We start from the raw sequence: 18,643 nt of genomic DNA, 5'->3' as shown, positions 1-18,643 counted from the left end.
AGGAACCAGATTGGAACCAACTCCGTCTAACTTCGCCTGTTTCTCACAGGAGATCTTCAGGTTCGCTCGGAAGCTCGCATCTGTAGGGCCTGCGGGCGCATGAAAAGACCCGCCGACGATGTGTCGGCGGGCCATGAAGAGGGTCAGCGTCCCTTGGGTTTGACCGAGCCACCCAGGAGGGCCTGGAGGCCGGCGAGTACCGCTCCGTCCTTGTGCGGGGACGGGTCCGGGGCCGGGCTGGGGGAGTCGAGCGAGTGGCTGCGGACCAGGTCCAGGGCGGCGGGGCCGGCTCTGTGGGGGTGGCGGGGGGTGGGGTCGGCGGCGTGCAGGGCCAGGGAGAGGCGTTGCCAGGTGCCGTCCGCGAGCCACCGCCTGTGCCGTTTGTAGATGGTGACCCAGCAGCCGTACCGGTCGGGCAGGGAGCGCCAGCGGACGCCGGTGCGGGCCTGGTAGAGCAGGCCGTTGATAACGGTGCGGTCGTCGGTCGTCCGGCCGGGGCGGAGGCCGCGCTGAGGGAGGAGGGAGGCCACTCGATCCCACTCGGCGTCCGTTAGATCTTCGCGACGCATGCGCCCATGGTGACAAGGCAAACACGTTCTGTCAGTTGAACCAAGAAAGATCTTCGGGCAGCAAGCGAGGGCCCCGGATCACCGAGGCCCTCGCTGTTCCCCTGGTAGGGCTTACTTGTACAGCTCCCCGTTCGGGCCGACGATCTTGCCCGAGGGTGCGCCGGTGGCGGCCCGGTAGACGGACGCCGTCTCACCGTCGAAGTACGGCGAGGTGATGTAGTCGATCCGGTCGTTGCCGTCCTGGTCGGCGAAGGTGCTGGTGACGCCGTTGACGTAGCCGGAGCGCTTGGCGTTGCTGTAGTTCAGCAGCCATGGGCCGCCGTCGTAGCCCGGGGTCACGGCGCACTTGAGGCCGACGTGCTCCTCGATCTTCAGCCAGGAGGCGCCGACCGTCTTGGCGGTGGTGTTGCCGTAGCAGTGCTTCGGCGTCACGCCGCTGTACGGCTTGTTGCCGTCGGGGTGCGGAGCCGCCGGGTAGCCGAAGGCGCGCACGGGCTTGCCCGTGGGCTGGTTCCAGGCGAAGCCCTGGCCGCCGACGTTGTCGCCGAGGCGGCCCGCGTCCTTGGACAGCAGGATGTAGTAGTGGCCGCCCCAGGAGCGCTTCGGGCCGGTGAAGCGCTCGTAGTCCCTGCGGTCCACCTGCTTGACGCCGTTGAACTGGATGCCGTTGAAGACGGTGACGAACGCGTAGTCGCGGTCGTAGTCCTCGTAGGTGTCGAAGTCGTAGTGGGTGAAGGCCTGCTTGCCCACGTAGATGCCCCACGGCGTCTTGCCCTGGTAGTAACCGGGGACGAAGACCCAGTTGTCCATGGTGGCCGAGTTGCTGTCGGTGTCGTAGACGCAGTGGCCGGCCGTGGCGACCAGGTTGCGGTTGGCCGACTGGATGGAGGTGGCCGAGCACCAGCGGAACTTGCCGCCGCCGTCGACGAAGAACACCTTGCCGATGGTCTTGGGCAGGTTGACGTTCTGGGCCTTGCCGGTCGACTTCGTCTCACCGGTCGGGGCCGTGGTGCCGGGGCGGCCGTCGGGGTCGGCGCCGCCCTTGGAGACGACCTTCCGAACTTCCTTGGAGTCCCACGTGTACTGGGTCGCGGACCGGAGTGCGGCTCCGTTCGAGGCCAGCCAGAAGGAGGCGACGGAGACGGCGTCGGAGTTGTTGCGGGCCATCGGGTCGTGGGCGACGTCGCCGTCGGCCTGCGCGGTGCCGGACAGGCCGGCGGCGAGCAGACCGGTGGCCAGGAGGGCTCCGCCGGCGGGAAGAAGGATTCGCTTCAAGGTAACTCCAGGTTGCGCTGACATGAGGCGCCTTGTGCACCTTCAAAACTCAGCAAACGGACAGCCCGGAAACTACAGGTTTGACTCGGGACGTGCGGATTACCAGTACGTCCTGTCAGCGTTCCAAAGCTGGCCGTGACCTTGTCGTTACAGAGAAGCCGCTGATCACCCGTAGTGATCGAATGGTTGCTATGACTTAGGTCACATTTGTGATGGTGCCGAGCGACGCGGCGCGTCGGTACACCTCTCCGGTGACCGTGTCGAAGTACGGGGCCGACACCGAGTCGTAGCGGCCCTTGGCGTCCCTGTTCCAGGTCAGGCTGTTGACGCCGGCCAGGCTGCCGAGCCTGCGGGTCTCGTCGTAGGAGATCACCCACGGGCCGCCGCTGGCGCCCGGGCTGAAGTCGCACGGCGTCAGCTCGACGCCCTTCTGGAGGTCGCGGCCCGGGGCGACGGTGTAGCGGGTGGCGCCGGGGCGGCACTTCTGCAGGGTCTTGCCGTCGTACGGGTGTGACCCGTCGGGCTGCTGGCCCGCCGGGTAGCCGAACGCGGTGACCGCGTACGTGCCCGGCTTCTTATTCAGCTCCAGGCCGAGGCCGCCCACGTTGTCCTGGAGGCGGCCGACGTCCTGCATGACGTACGCGCCGTCCTTGGCGACCCAGGTGAAACCGCGGTGCACGGTCACGAACGCGTAGTCGAAGTCGTAGTCACCCTTGCCCGACCAGTCCTCGTGCAGGCTGATCGAGGCGCCGACGTAGATGCCGTCGGGCGCGCTGCCGCCGGGGCCCGGGTTCGGGACGAAGATCCAGTAGTCGGCGGGCTTGGCCGTGCGCGAGTCGTACGCGCAGTGCCCGGCCGTGGCCACCACGCTGCGGTTCTTGGCCGAGACCGCGCTGGCGGAGCACCAGTACTCCTTGTCCCCGAAGCGGAAGAAGACCTTGCCCATGGTGTTGGCGGCGGTGCCCTTACGCGGCAGCGTGGGGGAGACGCCGGCGGTGCTCGCCGTCCGCTTGACGGAAGCAGCGGAAGCGGCGGAGGCGGCTGGGGCGGCGGGTCCCGCGGCGGCGCCTGACGAGGTGGTCGAGGCGGCTGCGCCGGAGCCGGGCGTGGCGGGGGTGGACAGGTCGGTCTTCTGGAGGCGGTCCGGGCGCCAGTAGTCGGCGACTCGCTTGACGTCCGCGAGGGTCTTGGCGAGGGGGACGGCGTAGACCTTGCTGTCAGAGGCAGACGTGGCGGCGGACGTGGCGTGGGCGATCCCCGTGAAGGCAGGCACGATCAGCAGCGCGCTGCTGAGGGCAGCGGCCACGAAGTGCCTGGCTCGGGGGATCATGAAATGCCTTTCTTGGGGTCGTAAGGGTGGATTTTTCCAGATGTACAGACGGTATTGCAGCTTGGATAGAGATTCGTTACCTGATCAAGAGTGCATCGTGAACCATAAGGACACCGTCAGCCGAACGCCGCGGATACACGTAAATGATCATTAGTCGGGCCGCGTAGCCGCAGGTCAGAGCCAGGATGAGCAGAGAGATGCGGGTTCGGAATTCGAGCCCATTCGCGGTCGCATTAGTTCGTTCCAGTGGCGTACGCCACGTTCGCCCGCACCCCTCCATTCCGCCCAGGGGATGGCCCCGGCTCCCAGGGGAACCGGGGCCAAGGGTGCCGATCGATCACCGCCAGTTGCCGGTCCAGCGGTTGGCGGCGGCCTTGTAGACCTTGTAGGTGTCGGTGTTGAAGTACGGCGAAGAGATGTGGTCGTAGCGGTCGTTGCCGTCGGTGTCCCACGCGACGCTGTTGACGCCGACCAGGTAGCCGGTGCGCGACGCGCTCTTGTAGTTGTAGATGAACGGCCCGCCGCTCGCGCCGGCGGTGAAGGAGCACTTGAAGCCGACGTGCTCCTGGAGGTTGTACTTCTTGGCCTCGGGCATCGCCTTGGTCTTGCCGTAGCAGTACTTCATCGTCCGGCCGGTGTACGGCTTGTCGCCGTCGGGGTGCTCACCGGCGGGGTAGCCGAACGAGAACACGTTCAGCTTGGTGCTCCGGTTCCAGGTGAAGCCCTGGCCGCCGACGTTGTCGCCGAGACGGCCCACGTTCTTGACGGTCCACTGCCAGCGGCCGTTGACCTTCTCCCAGTTGACCTTGATGCCGTTGAAGACGTTGACGAACGCGTAGTCGTAGTCGTAGTCCTCCTTGACGACGAAGTCGTCGTGCGCGTTGAAGGTCTTGGCGGCGTAGATGCCGTAGGGAGCCTTGCCGTTCCAGACCTTGTCGCCGTCCCAGTACGACGGGATGAAGATCCAGTTGTCGTAGAAGGTGTTCTTCTTGGTGTCGTACACGCAGTGGGCGGAGGTCGCCACGAGGTTGCGGTACTTGCTCTGCACCGAGCTGGCGGAGCAGTAACGCCAGTTCCTCGGGTCGCGGGGGTCGGCCTTCGGCAGCGTGAAGAAGACGCGGCCGACCGTGTTCGGCAGGTTGACGTGCTTGCTCTTCTTGGCCGTGGTCTTCTCGGCGCCGATCGGCGGGACTGAGCCGGCCGGCCCGTCAGGGGCGTCGTTGCTGCCCTTGACGCCCTTGGTGGACAGGTCGAGACCGTCGTTGTGGTCGCTGGCCGCCTTGACGCGGTCCGGCGTCCAGAACTGGACCGCCTGCTCCGCAGGGGTGGCCGAGTTCTTGGAGACGACGTCTGAGGGTGCGGTCGTCGCGTTGGCCGCGGCGCCGCTGACCATTCCCGCCGCCAGCCCGATGGCCACGAGGCCGGCGAGGGGGATCGCGATGCGCCTTGCTCGGGAATACATGGAGCTCCTCTCAGCTTTCGGCGGCCCAGAGCGGGGTACTGCGCCCCGGTGGGCCAGGAAAACGATCGGAACGTTAATGAACGGCGGGATCCGGCGGCCAGGAAACGACGTGAAAAAGCATGAGCCGGTTCCATTCCGTTATAGAAATAGCAAAAACGCATGTATTCAAGATTGGCATCTCCGCAGGTAGGAGCGCAGATGAAATTTCTTGAGTCACAGCGGTAACGCCAATTATCAAACGCCACTCCTTATCAACCGAGCGATGTTCTGGTTGACTTGTGGCATGAACCCTCGCACCCCCTGCCTCATCGGTATCGCACAGCGCACCATTCGCGAGCAGCCCGGCCCCGAGCCGCTCGACCTCTGGGAGTCCGTGGCGCGGGAGGCCGCCGCCGACGCGCGGCTGCCCGTCGAGCGGCTCGACTCCATCCAGCTCGTCTGGACCGACTCCTGGCAGTACGACGAGCCTGTCGGCCGCCTCGCCGAGCGCCTCGGCGCCACACCGCGCCACCGGGTCTACTCCAAGGTCGGCGGTACGGCTCCGCACCTGCTCATCGGCGCCGCGGCGGCCTCGATCGCGGCGGGTGAGCTGGACTGCGCCCTCATCGCCGGGGCCGAGGCGCTCGCCACGCGCAGGGCGTACAGGAAAGCCGGGGAGCACGTGCCGTGGAGTCACGCCGCCGACCCCAAGCCGCCCTACGGATGGGAGCGGCCGCCGCACCCGTCCGCGCTCGCGCACGGGCTGTTCCTGCCGGTGCACACCTACCCGATCATGGAGACCGCGCGGCGGGCGGCGGCCGGGCTCACCATCGAGGAGGAGATGCGCGAGCGGGCCCGCATCATGGCGCCGATGACCGAGGTGGCGGCGGCCAACCCGCACGCCTGGCGCAGGACCGCCCGCACGGCCGGAGAGCTGGGCGACCGCTTCGTCGGCTGGCCCTACACCAGCGACATGGTGGCCGTGCTGGAGGTGGACCAGGCCGCGGCCGTCATCCTGGCCGGCTCCGAGCTGGCCGACCGGCTGGGGGTGCCCCAGGACCAGCGGGTCTACCTGCGTGGATGGGCGTACGCGGAGGACACCTGGGAGGTGGCCACGCGGCCCGAGCTCGGCTCCTCGCCCGCCATGGCGCTGGCCGCCGAGGCCGCCTTCGAGCGGGCCGGGCTCGGGCTGGACGACATGAACGCGCTGGACGTCTACAGCTGTTTCGCGATCGCGCTGCGGCAGGCGTGCGACGCGATCGGGCTCGACCCGATGGACCCGCGCGGGCTGACCGTGACCGGCGGGCTGCCGTACGCGGGCGGGCCGGCCAGCGACTACGTGCTGCACTCGACGGCGACGATGGCGGGGCTGCTGCGGGCGCAGTCGGGGCACGGGCTGGTGACCGGGGTGGGGATGCATCTGACGAAGCACACGTACGCGGTGTGGTCCAGCGAGCCTGGCGGGCGGCTCGGGGACGCCGCCCCCGTGCACGTGGGCAAGGAGGTTCCGCTGGTGGAGGCCTGTGCGGGGGCGGGGGTGGTGGCCGGGTACACCGTGGCGCACGGGCGCGACGGGGCCGCCGAGAAGGGGTTCCTGGTCGTGGACGTGGACGGGGGCAGGGGTTACGCGGTGGTGGAAGAGGCCGGGTTGCTGGCGGAGGCGGAGGAGCGGGAGCTGGTGGGGCAGCGGGTGCGGCTCGTGAGCGACGGGAAGGTCAATGTGGCCACGTGGTGACGTCATGTCGAAGTTGTGACCTGCGACCCGGAGTTCGCCGGGTTCCAGGGCTTGCGCCGGCGGACGCCGCTCCTTTGAACTGAGACGTAAGGGCGCAAGCCGGCACTACTCGGCTAGGAACGTCGTGGCTGACCAGTTCGACGTCATCGAGGCAGGCGAGCGCGGCCGCCGCCGGTGGGTCGGCCTGGTGGTGGTTCTGGCGCTCCTGCTGGTTCCGCTTGTCGGCCTGCTCGTGAGCCGGGACCCCGAGCCCGAGACCGCCTCCGCGAACCGGACGCCCGCGCCCATCAGGTCGCTGACCACGGTCAAGAGCGCGCCCAACCTGCTGACCGTGCCCGCCAGGAGGAAGGGCGGCGACGAGGTCATCCAGGTGGTGTTCCCCGACGGCGCGCGGGCCGAGGTGCGGTACCCGGCCGGGCTGGGGCTGGCCGGCATGGGGTCGCGGCCGTTCAGGGCGGGTTGGGTGGACGGGATGTTCCGGCAGTTCGTCGCGCCGTACGGGGGAGAGGTGGAGATCACGCGCGGCGGCCGGGCGCTGCGGAACTACGCCCCGCACGTGACGTTGTGGCCGCGCCAGGCCGGCAGCGGGCTGTACGGGCAGGTGCTGCTGTTCGCGTTCGGGCCGTGGCGGCTGGCGATGTACGACCGGGGGCAGGGGCTGACGTTCGAGCAGCGCACGGCGCTGGCCGAGAACCTCAGGGGCCGCGTCACCAAGGACGGGTACCTGGTCCTGACCGGCCGGGGCGCGGTGCGGCTCGGGGAGCCCGGCGAGCACGCGCAGGGGGAGCCGATCGGGCCGCAGTTGTGGTTCGGGGGCGCGACCGGGGAGATGGTGGCGCTCGTGCCCACGCCCGGCTGTGAGCGGCAGGCCAGGATGCCCGGCGTGGTCGAAGGGCGGGGACGGCGGGCCGAGATGGTGTGCCGGGGGGACGTGCTGGTCGCCGCCACCGGGCCGGCGTCGTTCCGGACGAAGGCGATCTCCGGCATCCGGGTCACGATGAAGTAGGCGAGGCTGAGCGGGCGTGCTGAAGTCCGGCGGCGGGCGCCCGGAGTAAGGTGCGGCCATGTTCGCCGTAACCGCCACACAGACCGATCCCGACAACCCGCTCGCCGGACTGACGCTGGGCGAGCACCCAGAGCCGAAGGTGCCCGAAGGGTGGACGACCGTCACCGTACGGGCTGCCGCGCTCAACCACCACGACCTGTGGACGCTCAAGGGCGTCGGCATCAGGCAGGACCGGCTGCCGATCGTGCTCGGCTGCGACGCCGCCGGCGTGGACGAGGACGGTAACGAGGTCATCGTGCACGCCGTCATCGGCAGCGGGGCCGACGAGACGCTCGATCCCAAGCGCTCACTGCTGTCGGAGGTGCACGACGGCACGTTCGCCGAGCGGGTGGCCGTGCCGCGCCGGAACCTGGTGCCCAAGCCCGCCGGGCTGAGTTTCGAGCACGCGGCCTGCCTGCCGACGGCCTGGCTGACCGCGTACCGGATGTTGTTCGACAAGGCCGGGCTGCAGCCCGGCGCCACCGTGCTGGTGCAGGGGGCGGGCGGCGGCGTCGCGACCGCGCTGATCGCGCTCGGCCGGGCCGCCGGGTACCGGGTGTGGGCGACCAGCCGCTCGGAGGAGAAGCGTGAGCGGGCGCGGGCGCTCGGCGCCGACCAGGTCTTCGAGCCGGGCGCGCGGCTGCCCGAGCGGGTGGACGCGGTCATGGAGACGGTCGGGCAGGCCACCTGGGACCATTCGCTCAAGTCGCTCAAGCCCGGCGGGTGCGTCGTCGTCTCCGGCGCCACCAGCGGCGCGGTGCCGCCGGCCGATCTGAACCGGGTCTTCTTCCTCCAGTTGTCCGTGATCGGCACGACGATGGGGACGCGGGAGCAACTGGCGCGGCTGGCGGTGTTCCTGGAGCAGACCGGGCTGCGGCCGGTGATCGACAGGGCGTTGCCGCTGGCCGACGCGCGGGACGGCTTCGCGGCCATGGCCGCAGGGGAGATCTTCGGCAAGGTGGTCTTTACCGCCTGAATAAGTGAAGGGTTACTTCCGCCCCTCCCGGGTGATACAAAAGGAATTGGGTTGTATCACCCGGGAGGCGGTCATCATGGACGTTGAGCCCTTCGGCCCAGGTTCGATGCACTGGGACACCGCCGGCGAATACCGCAACCTGCTCGTGGCCGGCAGCGCGCTGGTTCTCCAGACGATGCATCCGGCTGTCGGGGCGGCGGTCGCCGAGCACTCCACGTACAAGGACGACCCGTGGGGGCGGCTGGAGCGCACGCTCACCTCCGTGCAGCTCTGGGTCTACGGCGGCGAGGACGGCCCCGCCGAGGGGCAGCGGCTCAGGGAGCTGCACAAACCCATCAGCGGCGTGGACGAGCAGGGCAGGCACTACCACGCGCTGAACGGCGAGGCGTGGGCATGGGTGCACCTGTCGCTGTTCGAGCGGTTCATCGCGCTCAACCGGCACTTCGGCACCCCGTTCACGCGGGAGCAGGAGCGGCGGCTCTACGCGGAGTCGCGGCAGCTCGGCGCCATCCTGCGGGTCCCTGAGCGGGAGATGCCCGAGGACGTCGAGGCGTTCTGGCGGTACTTCGAGCAGATGGTCGGCGATCGGCTGGAGCCGCACGCGACCGCCCTCGACGTGCTGTCGGTGATGCGCGGCACCCCGGCGCCGCCCCGGCTGCCCGCACCGCTGCGGCGGTTGTGGACGCCGGTGGGGGCCGGCGCGGGCGAGTTCAACTACTTCGTCACCGTCGGCACCCTGCCGCCCGCGGTGCGGGAGAAGCTCGGGCTGCGGTGGACCGCCAGGGACGAGCGGCGGCTGCGGCATCTCGGGCACGCGGTGGCGATGCTGACGCCGCGGCTGCCGGAGCGGCTGCGGTACATGCCGATCGCGTACCAGGCCCGCAGGGCCGAGCGGAACTCGGCGCGCCGCCGCGGGATGGATCGCATGCCCGCGTAGATAGCGCATGCCCGCGTAGTTAGCGCATGCCCGTGTAGAAGCGCGTGCCCGGGTGAGAGCGCGTGCCTGGAGAAGCGCGTGTCAGGGTAGGAGCGCGTGCCCGGGTAGGAGCGCGTGCCCGCGTCGGGGGTGCGTGACGGTGCGGGAAAGCGATCCGGCCGGGGAGGCGGTGGCGCTCCCCGGCCGGTCAGCGGTCGAGGATGTCGTGGATGCGGCGGGCGGTCTCGTCCAGCGTCGTGCGAAGCTCGGCCAGCTTCTCCGTCGTCAGCCGGGCGTTCGAGGCCTCCTCGCGGGCCTTGGCGACGAAGTCGGCCAGCAGCTCGCCCAGCTCGGCGTCCAGCTCGGCCCGGCTGGACGGCGGGCCGCCCAGTGTGGACCAGACCTGCGACCAGATCTTGCGCCACTCGTGGGTGAGCCGCTCGCCCTCGTCCTGCCAGTGGTAGGCGTGCTCCATCCACTGGCGCTTCTGCTGGTCGCGCAGCCGCTTGAGGTCTTCCTTCTGCTGGTCGCGCAGCCGCTTGCCGTCCTCGGCCGCGCCGGTCCGCACGTCCTTGGCCATCCGGGTCAGCTCGTCGCGCAGCGACTTGACGGTGTCGCGGACGTCCTCCTTGACCTCGCGGGCGATGTCGCGGACGGAGGCGGAGATCTCCTGCTCCAGGTCGTCGAGCTCGTCGAGCCGGGCGTTCAGCTCCTCGCGGCCCTTGTCTGTGATCGAGAACACCTTCTTGCCCTCGACCACCTCGTGCGTCACCAGGCCCTCCTCCTCCAGGCGGGCCAGGCGCGGGTAGATCGTGCCGGGGGAGGGCGAGTAGACGCCGAGGAAGCGGTCCTGGAGCAGCCGGATGACCTCATATCCGTGGCGCGGGCTCTCGTCCAGCAGCTTGAGCAGGTACAGCCGGAGCCGGCCGTGACCGAAGACAGGGCTCATTCCTTCTCCCCCTTGAGCAGCGTGACCGCGCCGGAGACCGTGATGGCCGACAGCGAGGCCATGCCGCCACCCAGCCGTCCCGACAGCGACTTCGCGCCGGGACTGCTCGTGTTGGACAATTCCTCGAACGCGCTGACCAGCCTTCCCGCGGTGGACCTGACGCTGACGTCCGCCTCCACGTTCTCCGGCAGCCTGACCAGGATGTCACCGGAAACGCTGTTGAACGTGACGTGACCCGTGGGTCGCAGCGCGAGATCCGCCGTGATGCGGCCGGAGACGGTGTTGGCCTTCAGCCGGTGCGGGGTGCCGTCGGCCACCGTCAGGTCGCCCGAGACGCTGATGAACGACAGGTCGCCGTCGAGGGCCCGGCTCTCGACGGCTCCCGAGACGGTGTTGGCGGCGATCTCGCCGCTGACCCCGTCGAGCACGACGTCTCCGGAGACGCTCTTGACGTGCGTCATCCGCTCGAACCCGGCCAGCACGGCGGGGGCGGACACCACGCCCGCCTTGACCTTGCAGCTCTTGGGCACGGTGATGGACAGCACCGTCCTGCGCCGGTCGTGGCGCAGCCAGCCGAGTACGCCCTCCCAGGTCAGGTCGCGGTCGGCGATGACGAGCGACCTGGTGGCGTCGTCGTAGGTGATGGTGAGCGGTGACCCCGGCTCGATCTCGGCGATCTCCAGGGTGGCCGGGCCGTCGCTGGCCAGCACGTCCAGCCGTCCGGCGACGACGCGCACGTCCAGCGCGTCCACATCACCGAACGTGAGCTGCCCCGGCTCGTCGATCGTCCACTGCTGCATGCTCCCCCGCCTCTCTCATGGCGACACCAAAGCTCCTCAATTCACGATATGTCGCGTTCGCGGGAAACTCAAGATGTATCGCGTTATATCCCGCGGTCAGTCGTCCTCGTCATCGTCGTCGAGCCGCGCCAGCCAGGTGGCCAGCCGCTCGACCGGGACCTCGAACTCGGGATGGAGATCGACGAACTCGCGCAGCCGCTCGCCCAGCCACAGCATGCTGACCTCCTCCTCGCCGCGGCGCTCGACCAGCTCCTCGATCCCCCGATCGGTGAAGTACATCGCTCTCCATTCACAGTTGCGGCAGGCGTCCGGCCTGCACTTTAGCCTGCCCGGGCAGCAGTGAGCCCCCGGCCGCCGCGCGGGGCGGACCGGGGGCTCGACAAACGGTGGCTCAGCCGAAGATCTGGTGCTGGATCTCCTCGAGCTCCGTGTCGTGCGAGTTGTGCGAACCGGTCGCGGGCGAGCTGTTCGGCGTGCGCGAGACACGCCGGATGGCCCGGCCGTTCAGGGTCTGCGGGTCCTCCGCCAGCTTGAGCGTGAGGTACGGCCACGGGCCCATGTTGGCCGGCTCGTCCTGCGCCCAGAGCAGCTCCACCTGGTCGCCGTACCGGGACAGCTCGGCGGCGAGCTCCTCGGACGGGAACGGGTACAGGCGCTCGAGCCGGACGATCGCGACGTCGTCGCGACCGCTCTTGTCGCGGTGCTGCGCCAGGTCGTAGTAGAGCCTGCCGGACGTCAGCACGACCCTGGTGACCTTGGCCGGGTCGACCGTCGTGTCGCCGATCACCGGCTGGAAGGAGCCCGCGGTGAAGTCGGACGACTTCGACGTGGCCGCCTTGTGGCGCAGCAGCGACTTGGGCGTGAAGACCACCAGCGGCTTGTGCCGCTCCGACTCCACCTGCCAGCGCAGCAGGTGGAAGTAGTTGGCCGGGGTGGTGGGCTGCGCGACCGTCATGTTGTCGAGCGCGCAGACCTGGAGGAACCGCTCGATGCGGGCGGAGGAGTGGTCGGGGCCCTGGCCCTCGTAGCCGTGCGGCAGCAGCAGCACGACCGAGGACTTCTGGCCCCACTTCTGCTCGCCCGACGAGATGAACTCGTCGATGATCGTCTGGGCGCCGTTGACGAAGTCGCCGAACTGCGCCTCCCAGAGGACCAGCGCGTCAGGGCGTACGACGCTGTAGCCGTACTCGAAGCCGAGCGCCGCGAACTCGCTGAGCAGCGAGTCGTAGACGTAGAACTTCGTGGTGCCCTGGTTGAAGGTCTTCAGCGGCGTGTGGTCGGCGCCGGTCATCCGGTCGACCAGCACGGCGTGCCGCTGGGTGAACGTGCCGCGCCGGGAGTCCTGGCCGACCAGGCGCACCGGGTGGCCGTCCATCAGCAGCGAGCCGAAGGCCAGCGTCTCGCCCATCGCCCAGTCGATCGCGTCCTGCTCGACCATCTGGCCGCGGCGCTGCAGCACCGGCGCCAGGCGCGGGTGCGGTGTGAAGCCGTCGGGGAGGTTGAGCTGGGTGTCGACGATGCGCTTGAGCGTCTCGTGGGTGATGCCGGTCGGCGTGTCGTCGTGCGACCACTTGACGACCTCGGTCGGGGGCACCCGCATCGCGGCCGCCTCGGCCGGCTTCTTGGCCGCCTCGCGGGTCTCGGTGAACGCCTGCTCCAGCTTGGCCTGGTAGTCGCGCAGCGCCTGCTCGGCCTCCTCGACCGTGATGTCGCCCCGGCCGATCAGCGCCTCGGTGTAGAGCTTGCGCGTGGAGCGCTTGGCGTCGATCAGGTCGTACATCAGCGGCTGGGTGAAGGCGGGGTTGTCGCCCTCGTTGTGGCCGCGGCGGCGGTAGCAGATGAGGTCGATGACGACGTCCTTGCGGAACGCCCTGCGGTACTCGTAGGCCAGCTCGCCCACGCGCACCACGGCCTCGGGGTCGTCGCCGTTGACGTGGAAGATCGGCGCCTGGATCATCCGCGCCACGTCGGTCGCGTAGACCGAGGAGCGGGACGAGGCGGGCGAGGTCGTGAAGCCGACCTGGTTGTTGACCACCACGTGCACGGTGCCGCCGGTGCGGTAGCCGCGCAGCTGCGACAGGTTGAGCGTCTCGGCCACGACGCCCTGGCCGGCGAAGGCCGCGTCACCGTGGACGAGCACGGGCAGGACGGTGAAGCCCTCCTCGCCGCGCTCCAGCAGGTCCTGCTTGGCGCGGACGACGCCCTCCAGCACCGGGTCGACCGCCTCCAGGTGGGAGGGGTTGGCGACCACGGAGGCGGTGATCGTCTTGCCGCTCGGCGCGGTGAACGTGCCGGTCGCGCCGAGGTGGTACTTCACGTCGCCGGAGCCGTGCGCCGTGCGCGGGTCGATGTTGCCCTCGAACTCGCCGAAGATCTGCGCGTAGGACTTGCCCACGATGTTGGCCAGCACGTTGAGCCGGCCGCGGTGGGCCATGCCGATGACGACCTCGTCGAGGTCCTCGTCGGCGGCGTCGCTGATCACCGAGTCGAGCAGCGGGATCAGGGACTCGCCGCCCTCCAGCGAGAAGCGCTTCTGGCCGACGAACTTCGTCTGCAGGAACGTCTCGAACGCCTCGGCGGTGTTGAGCCGGGACAGGATGTTGAGCTGCTCGTCGCGCTCGGGCGACTTGTGCGGCTTCTCCACCCGCGCCTGGATCCAGGCCCGCTCCTCGGGGTTCTGGATGTGCATGTACTCGATGCCGACCGTGCGGCAGTAGGAGTCGCGCAGCACGCCCAGGATGTCGCGCAGCTTCATCAGCGGCTTGCCGCCGAAGCCGCCGGTCGCGAACTCGCGCTCCAGGTCCCACAGCGTCAGGCCGTGCGACTGGATGTCGAGGTCGGGGTGCTTGCGCTGCTTGTACTCCAGTGGGTCGGTCTCGGCCATCAGGTGGCCGCGTACGCGGTAGGCGTGGATCAGCTCGATCACGCGCGCGGACTTGGCCACGTCGTCGTCGTGGGTGGCCGAGATGTCCTGCACCCAGCGGACCGGCTCGTACGGGATCCGCAGCGCCTCGAAGATCTCGTCGTAGAAGCCGTCCTCGCCGAGCAGCAGCCGGTGGATCGTGCGCAGGAAGTCGCCCGACTGGGCGCCCTGGATGATCCGGTGGTCGTAGGTGCTGGTCAGCGTCATGACCTTGGAGACGGCCAGGCGCGAGAGCGTGTCGGGGGAGGCCCCCTGGTACTCGGCCGGGTATTCCATCGCGCCGACGCCGATGATCGTGCCCTGGCCGGGCATGAGGCGCGGCACGGAGTGCACGGTGCCGATCGTGCCGGGGTTGGTCAGGGAGATCGTGGTGCCGGAGAAGTCGTCGACGCCGAGCTTGCCCGCGCGGGCCTTGCGGACGACATCTTCGTAGGCCACCCAGAACTGCCGGAAGTCCATCTCCTCCGCGCCCTTGATCGAGGGCACCAAGAGCTGGCGTTCGCCGTTGCTCTTCTGCACGTCGATCGCCAGGCCGAAGCCGACGTGCTCGGGCTTGACGAGCGTCGGCTTGCCGTCGATCTCGGCGTAGGAGTAGTTCATCTCCGGCATGGCCTTCAGCGCCTTGACGATCGCGTAGCCGATCAGGTGCGTGAAGGAGATCTTGCCGCCGCGACCCCGCTTGAGGTGATTGTTGATCACGATGCGGTTGTCGATGAGCAGCTTGGCCGGGATGGCCCGGACGCTGGTCGCGGTCGGGACCGCGAGTGACAGGTCCATGTTGGCGGCCGTGCGGGCCGCCGCGCCGCGCAGCTTGACCTCTTCGGCGCCCTTGGGCACCGGAGTGGCGGGCTGCTTCGGCTTCTCGGCCGCGGGTGGCGCCTTGGGTGGCGCCTTGGGGGCCTGTGCGGGGGAGGGGGCGGTCACTGTACCGTTCGCCGCCTCCCTTACCGGGGTTCGACCCGGTCCGTAATCAGGGTTGTAGTCAGCGAAGAAGTTCCACCAGGCCTTGTCGACAGACTCTGGATCTTGGAGGTACTTCTGGTACAGCTCGTCGACAAGCCACTCGTTCTGACCAAAGCTTGCCAGCGGGTTTGTCCGCGACGACTCAGACGACACGGCGGAAATCGCCCTCTTCCGCAGATCGGCGTTGATGTTAGAGAACCTGTCCAAGGCTACTCGCCCGGACTGGCAGCGCGCGCCGAAGGACCCGTGCCGCCTCGAACGATCCTCTCAGGACCGCGCAAAGAGGTCACGCCCGCCTCGTCAATCCGGGGTGCTGTAGCAATTATTACTCTTTGGTATCAACACCTCGACATGAGGTTTATTTCCCGCCGGACACCAAGCGGCTTGCGATGCGTACCTCCGGTGACAACTCGGACAGGAGGTCGCAAAGCTCCTCGCCGGCCTGCTTCAGCTCCTCCAGCGACATGGGCTCCAGGCGCTCCAGCAGGAAGATCGCGTTGGTCGTCTCCTCGGTGAGACGGGTGCGAACCACCTGGCGCCAGTTCCATCTCCTGCAGGTGACACCGATGTCGTCGCGCCAGATCACCTCGCCGGGCTCCGGCTGCCCGAGCGCCTCCTCCGATGCCTCCTCGCCGGTCGCCCGCACCAGGCGGGCGGGGCCGTCGTACTTGTCGAGGTCCTCGCCGCCGATGGGCAGCGCGTGCTTCACGCTGATCGAGTTGTACGCGTCGACGACCTGGTTGATCTCCGGCAGCGGCATGCGCCGGGTCAGGGCGTCGACCGACGGGCGGGTGCGCTGCGGCTTGGCGCCGAACGCCTTGTAGGCGTCCTTCCACGCGTCGATCTTGTCCGTCTGGACCTCCACCGCCGAGGCGGCCTCCAGCCAGGCGCGGGAGCGGTCGTCGGTGGGGCCGTTGCGCAGGCCGTGCGCGGTCACGATGAGCACCGCGAAGTCGGGGCGCAGTGCGAGGACGGAGTCGTCCACCCAGATGTCGTCGAGCATTCCCCCAGTCTAGGGAGGGCGAGAACCGCAAAATATCCTTTGCAAAATTGTCTTTGTGGTCTACGGTGGAGGCGTGGAGGAGCAATACGAGATCAGCGACCCGCGGGTGCTGCGGGCCGTCACCCACCCCTTGCGGGCCCGGCTGCTCGGGCTGCTGCGCTCCGACGGCCCCGCGACCGCCAGCGAGCTGGGCCGCGCCGTCGGTGAGAGCTCCGGCTCGACCAGCTACCACCTGCGCGAGCTGTTCAAGTTCGGCTTCATCGAGGAGGACCCCGAGCAGCGCGACGGCCGGGAGCGGCGCTGGCGGGCCCGGCACCGCTACACCTCGTGGAACAGCCGTGAGATGTCCGTCACTCCCGAGGGCCGCGAGACGGTCAAGTACATGCGGACGCTCCAGGCCGGGCTCTTCGGCCGGATCGTCGAGGAGTTCGACGAGAGCGAGTGGTCGCCCGCATGGGTGGAGGCCGCGGGCGCGAGCGACCACCTCGTCGAGCTGCCACCTGCGGCGCTGGCTGAGTTCGCCACGCGCACCGAGGAGATCCTGCGCGAGCTGGCCGCCCGCCACGAGGGTGCGGCCGACACCCAGCTCGTGAACGTCTGGGTGGCGGGTTTCCCCCGCAAACGGAGGGAGGAGTCATGACCGCGCGATCGGCCTTACGGCGTTACATGCTCGTCAGCTTCCTGACCTGGCTGCCGCCGGGGCTCATGATGGCGAGCATGGTCCTGCTGATGACCGGACGGGGCCTCGGCCTGGCCGAGATCGGTCTGGTGGTGACCGTGTTCTCGGTGGTGACCGTGACCCTGGAGCTGCCGACGGGCGGCCTGGCCGACGTGATCGGCAGGCGCATGGTGCTGGCCGCCTCCGCCGCGTTCACCGTGGCGGGGCTGGCGCTGATGAGCGTGTCCACCACGTTCTGGATGTTCATGCTGAGCGGCGTGTTCAAGGGCGTCGCCCGGGCGCTGTCCAGCGGCCCCGCCACCTCCTGGTACGTCGACACGCTGCACGGCATCGAGGGCCGTGACGCCGACCTGCGGCCCGGCCTGGCCAGGGGCGGCGCGATGGAGTCCGTGGCGCTGTGCCTCGGGGTGCTGGCGGGCGGCGCGCTGCCGCTCCTGGCGCCCCCGTCGCTGATCTTCCCGCTGGCCGCGCCGCCCCTGGCAGGCGCGATGGCGGCGCTGGTGCTGCTGATCGTGGTGGTGTTCGCGCTGCCAGAGCCCGGCCACGGGCGCCGCTCGCTGGCGGGCGTGCTGCGCGAGGTGCCCGCAACCGTGATCGGCGGCGTCCGGCTGTCGCTGGGCGGCGCCGTGCTGCGCAGGCTCATGATCGCCTCCGCCGCGTCCGGCCTGGTGCTGATGAGCATCGAGCTGCTCACGCCGGGCCGCCTGGCCGAGCTGGCCGGCACGGCAGAGGAGGGCAGCCTGGTCTACGCGGTGGTGGCGGCGCTCGGGTTCGCGGGCAGCGCGCTGGGCAGCTCGCTCGCGCCCCGCGCCGCGCGGCTGGCAGGGGGCTCGGCCAGGGGCGCGATCGCGGGCACCGTGCTCACCGCGCTCTCCATCGGCGCGCTGGCCGCGACGGCGGGCCTGGACGGGCCGCCCGGGGTGGTCAGCGCAGGGCTCGCCTACGTCTGCCTCTTCGTCGGCGGCGCGGTGACGGCCGTGCTGTGCCTGGAGATCACCCACAACGCGGTGACCGCGGCCGAGCGGACCACGGTCACCTCGACGAGCTCGCTGTCCCTGCAGTCAGGGGGAATCGTGGCCAATCTCACACTCGGCTCGCTGGCCGCCCAGGCGGGCCTCGCCGCCGCCTGGAGTGCCGCCGCCGTGGTGATGCTGGCCTCTGCCCTGCTGTTCGTGCGGATGCCGGCGCCTACAGGCTCCAGTCCAGCTCAGGCCCTACCGGCACGATCCGGCTCGGGTTGATGTTGGTCTGGGTGACGTAGTAGTGGCGCTTGATCTGGTCGAAGTCGGTGGTCTCGTGGAAGGCCGGGATGGCGTACAGGCGGCGCGCGTACGCCCACAGCGCCGGATAGTCCGTCAGCCGCCGCACCGAGCACTTGAAGTGCGCGTAGTAGACGGAGTCGAACCTGGCCAGCGTCGTGTAGAGGCGCACGTCGCTGTCGGTGAGCGAGTCGAAGAGGAACTCCGACTCGGCCAGCCGCACCTCCAGGAAGTCGAGGGTGGTGAACACCCGGGCCACCGCCTCCTCGTAGACCTGCTGGTCACGGGAGAAGCCCGCCTCGTAGACCGCGTTGTTGAGCCCGTGGTAGAGGCGGTCGTTCATGATGTCGATGTCGGGGCGCAGGCGTTCCGGATAGAGGTTGGGCGAAGTGCCCCATGACGTCTCCAGATCGAGGGTGATCTGGGGGAAGTCGTTGGTGACGATCCGCTTGTCCTGGGTGTCCCAGACGCACGGCACGGTGTAGCGGCCCGCGTATCCGGGATCGGTGGCGTGGTACAGCTCCGACAGGTACTCCGGATCGCCGCCGGGGACGCGCCAGCCCTTCTCGTCGCGGATGGGGTCGACGATCGTGACGTCCAGCAGGTCTTCCAGGCCCAGCAGCTTTCGGACGATCAGTACGCGCTGCGCCCACGGACAGGCGTAGGACGCGTAGACCCGGTAGCGGCCGGGCTCGGGAGGGCCGAGCCGATCCGTGAAACGGTTCGGCTGCCGGACGAAGCGGCCATCGTCGGAGATCTCGCGGCTCAGCTTCATGACCC

At 69.3% G+C, this 18,643-nt stretch carries 16 protein-coding genes; 6 read left to right on the top strand and 10 right to left on the bottom strand.

The window, feature by feature from the left end:
* Positions 1-143: 143 nt before the first annotated feature.
* The 4 genes from FXF51_RS51190 to FXF51_RS51175 form a co-directional block, all read right to left on the bottom strand.
* Positions 144-569, bottom strand: a complete 426-nt coding sequence (locus tag FXF51_RS51190; RefSeq protein ID WP_148442119.1) for a transposase — start codon at positions 567-569, stop codon at positions 144-146.
* A 111-nt stretch (positions 570-680) separates the two neighbouring features.
* Positions 681-1,844, bottom strand: coding sequence for a trypsin-like serine peptidase (locus FXF51_RS51185; RefSeq protein ID WP_148442118.1), 1,164 nt, complete (start codon positions 1,842-1,844; stop codon positions 681-683).
* A 196-nt stretch (positions 1,845-2,040) separates the two neighbouring features.
* Complete coding sequence (locus tag FXF51_RS51180) at positions 2,041-3,174, bottom strand: trypsin-like serine peptidase (protein ID WP_148442117.1); 1,134 nt, start codon at positions 3,172-3,174, stop codon at positions 2,041-2,043.
* A 337-nt stretch (positions 3,175-3,511) separates the two neighbouring features.
* Complete coding sequence (locus FXF51_RS51175) at positions 3,512-4,636, bottom strand: trypsin-like serine peptidase (protein WP_148442116.1); 1,125 nt, start codon at positions 4,634-4,636, stop codon at positions 3,512-3,514.
* A gap of 283 nt (positions 4,637-4,919) precedes the next feature.
* On the opposite strand from FXF51_RS51175, the gene FXF51_RS51170 reads away from it, so the two are divergent.
* The 4 genes from FXF51_RS51170 to FXF51_RS51155 all read left to right on the top strand — a co-directional run bounded on the left by FXF51_RS51170 (position 4,920) and on the right by FXF51_RS51155 (position 9,308).
* Positions 4,920-6,350 carry an acetyl-CoA synthetase gene (locus tag FXF51_RS51170; protein ID WP_148442115.1) on the top strand — a complete coding sequence of 477 codons (1,431 nt, stop codon included), beginning with the start codon at positions 4,920-4,922 and terminating at the stop codon, positions 6,348-6,350.
* A 124-nt stretch (positions 6,351-6,474) separates the two neighbouring features.
* Positions 6,475-7,356: a hypothetical protein gene (locus FXF51_RS51165; RefSeq protein ID WP_148442114.1), complete on the top strand. Its 882-nt coding sequence runs from the start codon at positions 6,475-6,477 to the stop codon at positions 7,354-7,356.
* A gap of 58 nt (positions 7,357-7,414) precedes the next feature.
* Positions 7,415-8,371 (top strand): zinc-binding dehydrogenase, encoded by a 957-nt coding sequence (locus FXF51_RS51160; protein ID WP_148442113.1) that lies wholly within the window; start codon positions 7,415-7,417, stop codon positions 8,369-8,371.
* A gap of 76 nt (positions 8,372-8,447) precedes the next feature.
* A complete protein-coding gene (locus tag FXF51_RS51155) occupies positions 8,448-9,308 on the top strand; it encodes an oxygenase MpaB family protein (RefSeq protein ID WP_148442112.1) in 861 nt (286 codons plus the stop codon).
* 187 nt (positions 9,309-9,495) lie between these two features.
* Here the strand turns inward: FXF51_RS51155 and FXF51_RS51150 are convergent, their stop codons facing one another.
* From FXF51_RS51150 to FXF51_RS51130, 5 genes are all read right to left on the bottom strand, one after another.
* On the bottom strand, positions 9,496-10,236 hold the full coding sequence (locus FXF51_RS51150) for a PadR family transcriptional regulator (RefSeq protein WP_148442111.1): 741 nt from the start codon (positions 10,234-10,236) through the stop codon (positions 9,496-9,498).
* Positions 10,233-11,036 carry a DUF4097 family beta strand repeat-containing protein gene (locus FXF51_RS51145; RefSeq protein WP_148442110.1) on the bottom strand — a complete coding sequence of 268 codons (804 nt, stop codon included), beginning with the start codon at positions 11,034-11,036 and terminating at the stop codon, positions 10,233-10,235. Before FXF51_RS51145 ends, FXF51_RS51150 begins: the two co-directional genes overlap by 4 nt.
* 96 nt (positions 11,037-11,132) lie before the next feature.
* Complete coding sequence (locus tag FXF51_RS51140) at positions 11,133-11,315, bottom strand: DUF6104 family protein (RefSeq protein WP_148442109.1); 183 nt, start codon at positions 11,313-11,315, stop codon at positions 11,133-11,135.
* Positions 11,316-11,427: 112 nt separating this feature from the next.
* Positions 11,428-15,075: a multifunctional oxoglutarate decarboxylase/oxoglutarate dehydrogenase thiamine pyrophosphate-binding subunit/dihydrolipoyllysine-residue succinyltransferase subunit gene (locus FXF51_RS51135; protein ID WP_148442108.1), complete on the bottom strand. Its 3,648-nt coding sequence runs from the start codon at positions 15,073-15,075 to the stop codon at positions 11,428-11,430.
* Between the two features lie 205 nt (positions 15,076-15,280).
* Positions 15,281-15,925: a B3/4 domain-containing protein gene (locus FXF51_RS51130; RefSeq protein WP_148442107.1), complete on the bottom strand. Its 645-nt coding sequence runs from the start codon at positions 15,923-15,925 to the stop codon at positions 15,281-15,283.
* Positions 15,926-15,998: 73 nt separating this feature from the next.
* Here FXF51_RS51130 and FXF51_RS51125 point away from each other — a divergent pair, with 73 nt between their 5' ends.
* Complete coding sequence (locus tag FXF51_RS51125) at positions 15,999-16,565, top strand: winged helix-turn-helix domain-containing protein (protein ID WP_262380436.1); 567 nt, start codon at positions 15,999-16,001, stop codon at positions 16,563-16,565.
* Positions 16,562-17,845 carry an MFS transporter gene (locus FXF51_RS51120; RefSeq protein ID WP_148442105.1) on the top strand — a complete coding sequence of 428 codons (1,284 nt, stop codon included), beginning with the start codon at positions 16,562-16,564 and terminating at the stop codon, positions 17,843-17,845. The genes FXF51_RS51125 and FXF51_RS51120 overlap by 4 nt, the downstream gene beginning before the upstream one ends.
* Here FXF51_RS51120 and FXF51_RS51115 read toward each other — a convergent pair.
* On the bottom strand, positions 17,793-18,638 hold the full coding sequence (locus FXF51_RS51115; RefSeq protein WP_148442104.1) for a glutathione S-transferase family protein: 846 nt from the start codon (positions 18,636-18,638) through the stop codon (positions 17,793-17,795). The two genes, FXF51_RS51120 and FXF51_RS51115, sit on opposite strands and share 53 nt — an antisense overlap.
* Positions 18,639-18,643: the final 5 nt, after the last annotated feature.

Origin of the sequence: Nonomuraea sp. PA05, from assembly GCF_008086045.1 — a bacterium.
Classification (GTDB): Bacteria; Actinomycetota; Actinomycetes; order Streptosporangiales; family Streptosporangiaceae; genus Nonomuraea; species Nonomuraea monospora.
Note: the sequence above shows the minus strand (reverse complement) of the source record. Positions and strands in the feature narration are given on the sequence as shown.

Coding starts and splice junctions, on each gene's coding strand:
- FXF51_RS51190 (WP_148442119.1), bottom strand. CDS start 569: ATGCGTCGCGAAGATCTAACGGACGCCGAGTGGGATCGAGTGGCCTCC.
- FXF51_RS51180 (WP_148442117.1), bottom strand. CDS start 3,174: ATGATCCCCCGAGCCAGGCACTTCGTGGCCGCTGCCCTCAGCAGCGCG.
- FXF51_RS51175 (WP_148442116.1), bottom strand. CDS start 4,636: ATGTATTCCCGAGCAAGGCGCATCGCGATCCCCCTCGCCGGCCTCGTG.
- FXF51_RS51170 (WP_148442115.1), top strand. CDS start 4,920: ATGAACCCTCGCACCCCCTGCCTCATCGGTATCGCACAGCGCACCATT.
- FXF51_RS51160 (WP_148442113.1), top strand. CDS start 7,415: ATGTTCGCCGTAACCGCCACACAGACCGATCCCGACAACCCGCTCGCC.
- FXF51_RS51155 (WP_148442112.1), top strand. CDS start 8,448: ATGGACGTTGAGCCCTTCGGCCCAGGTTCGATGCACTGGGACACCGCC.
- FXF51_RS51150 (WP_148442111.1), bottom strand. CDS start 10,236: ATGAGCCCTGTCTTCGGTCACGGCCGGCTCCGGCTGTACCTGCTCAAG.
- FXF51_RS51145 (WP_148442110.1), bottom strand. CDS start 11,036: ATGCAGCAGTGGACGATCGACGAGCCGGGGCAGCTCACGTTCGGTGAT.
- FXF51_RS51140 (WP_148442109.1), bottom strand. CDS start 11,315: ATGTACTTCACCGATCGGGGGATCGAGGAGCTGGTCGAGCGCCGCGGC.
- FXF51_RS51130 (WP_148442107.1), bottom strand. CDS start 15,925: ATGCTCGACGACATCTGGGTGGACGACTCCGTCCTCGCACTGCGCCCC.
- FXF51_RS51120 (WP_148442105.1), top strand. CDS start 16,562: ATGACCGCGCGATCGGCCTTACGGCGTTACATGCTCGTCAGCTTCCTG.
- FXF51_RS51115 (WP_148442104.1), bottom strand. CDS start 18,638: ATGAAGCTGAGCCGCGAGATCTCCGACGATGGCCGCTTCGTCCGGCAG.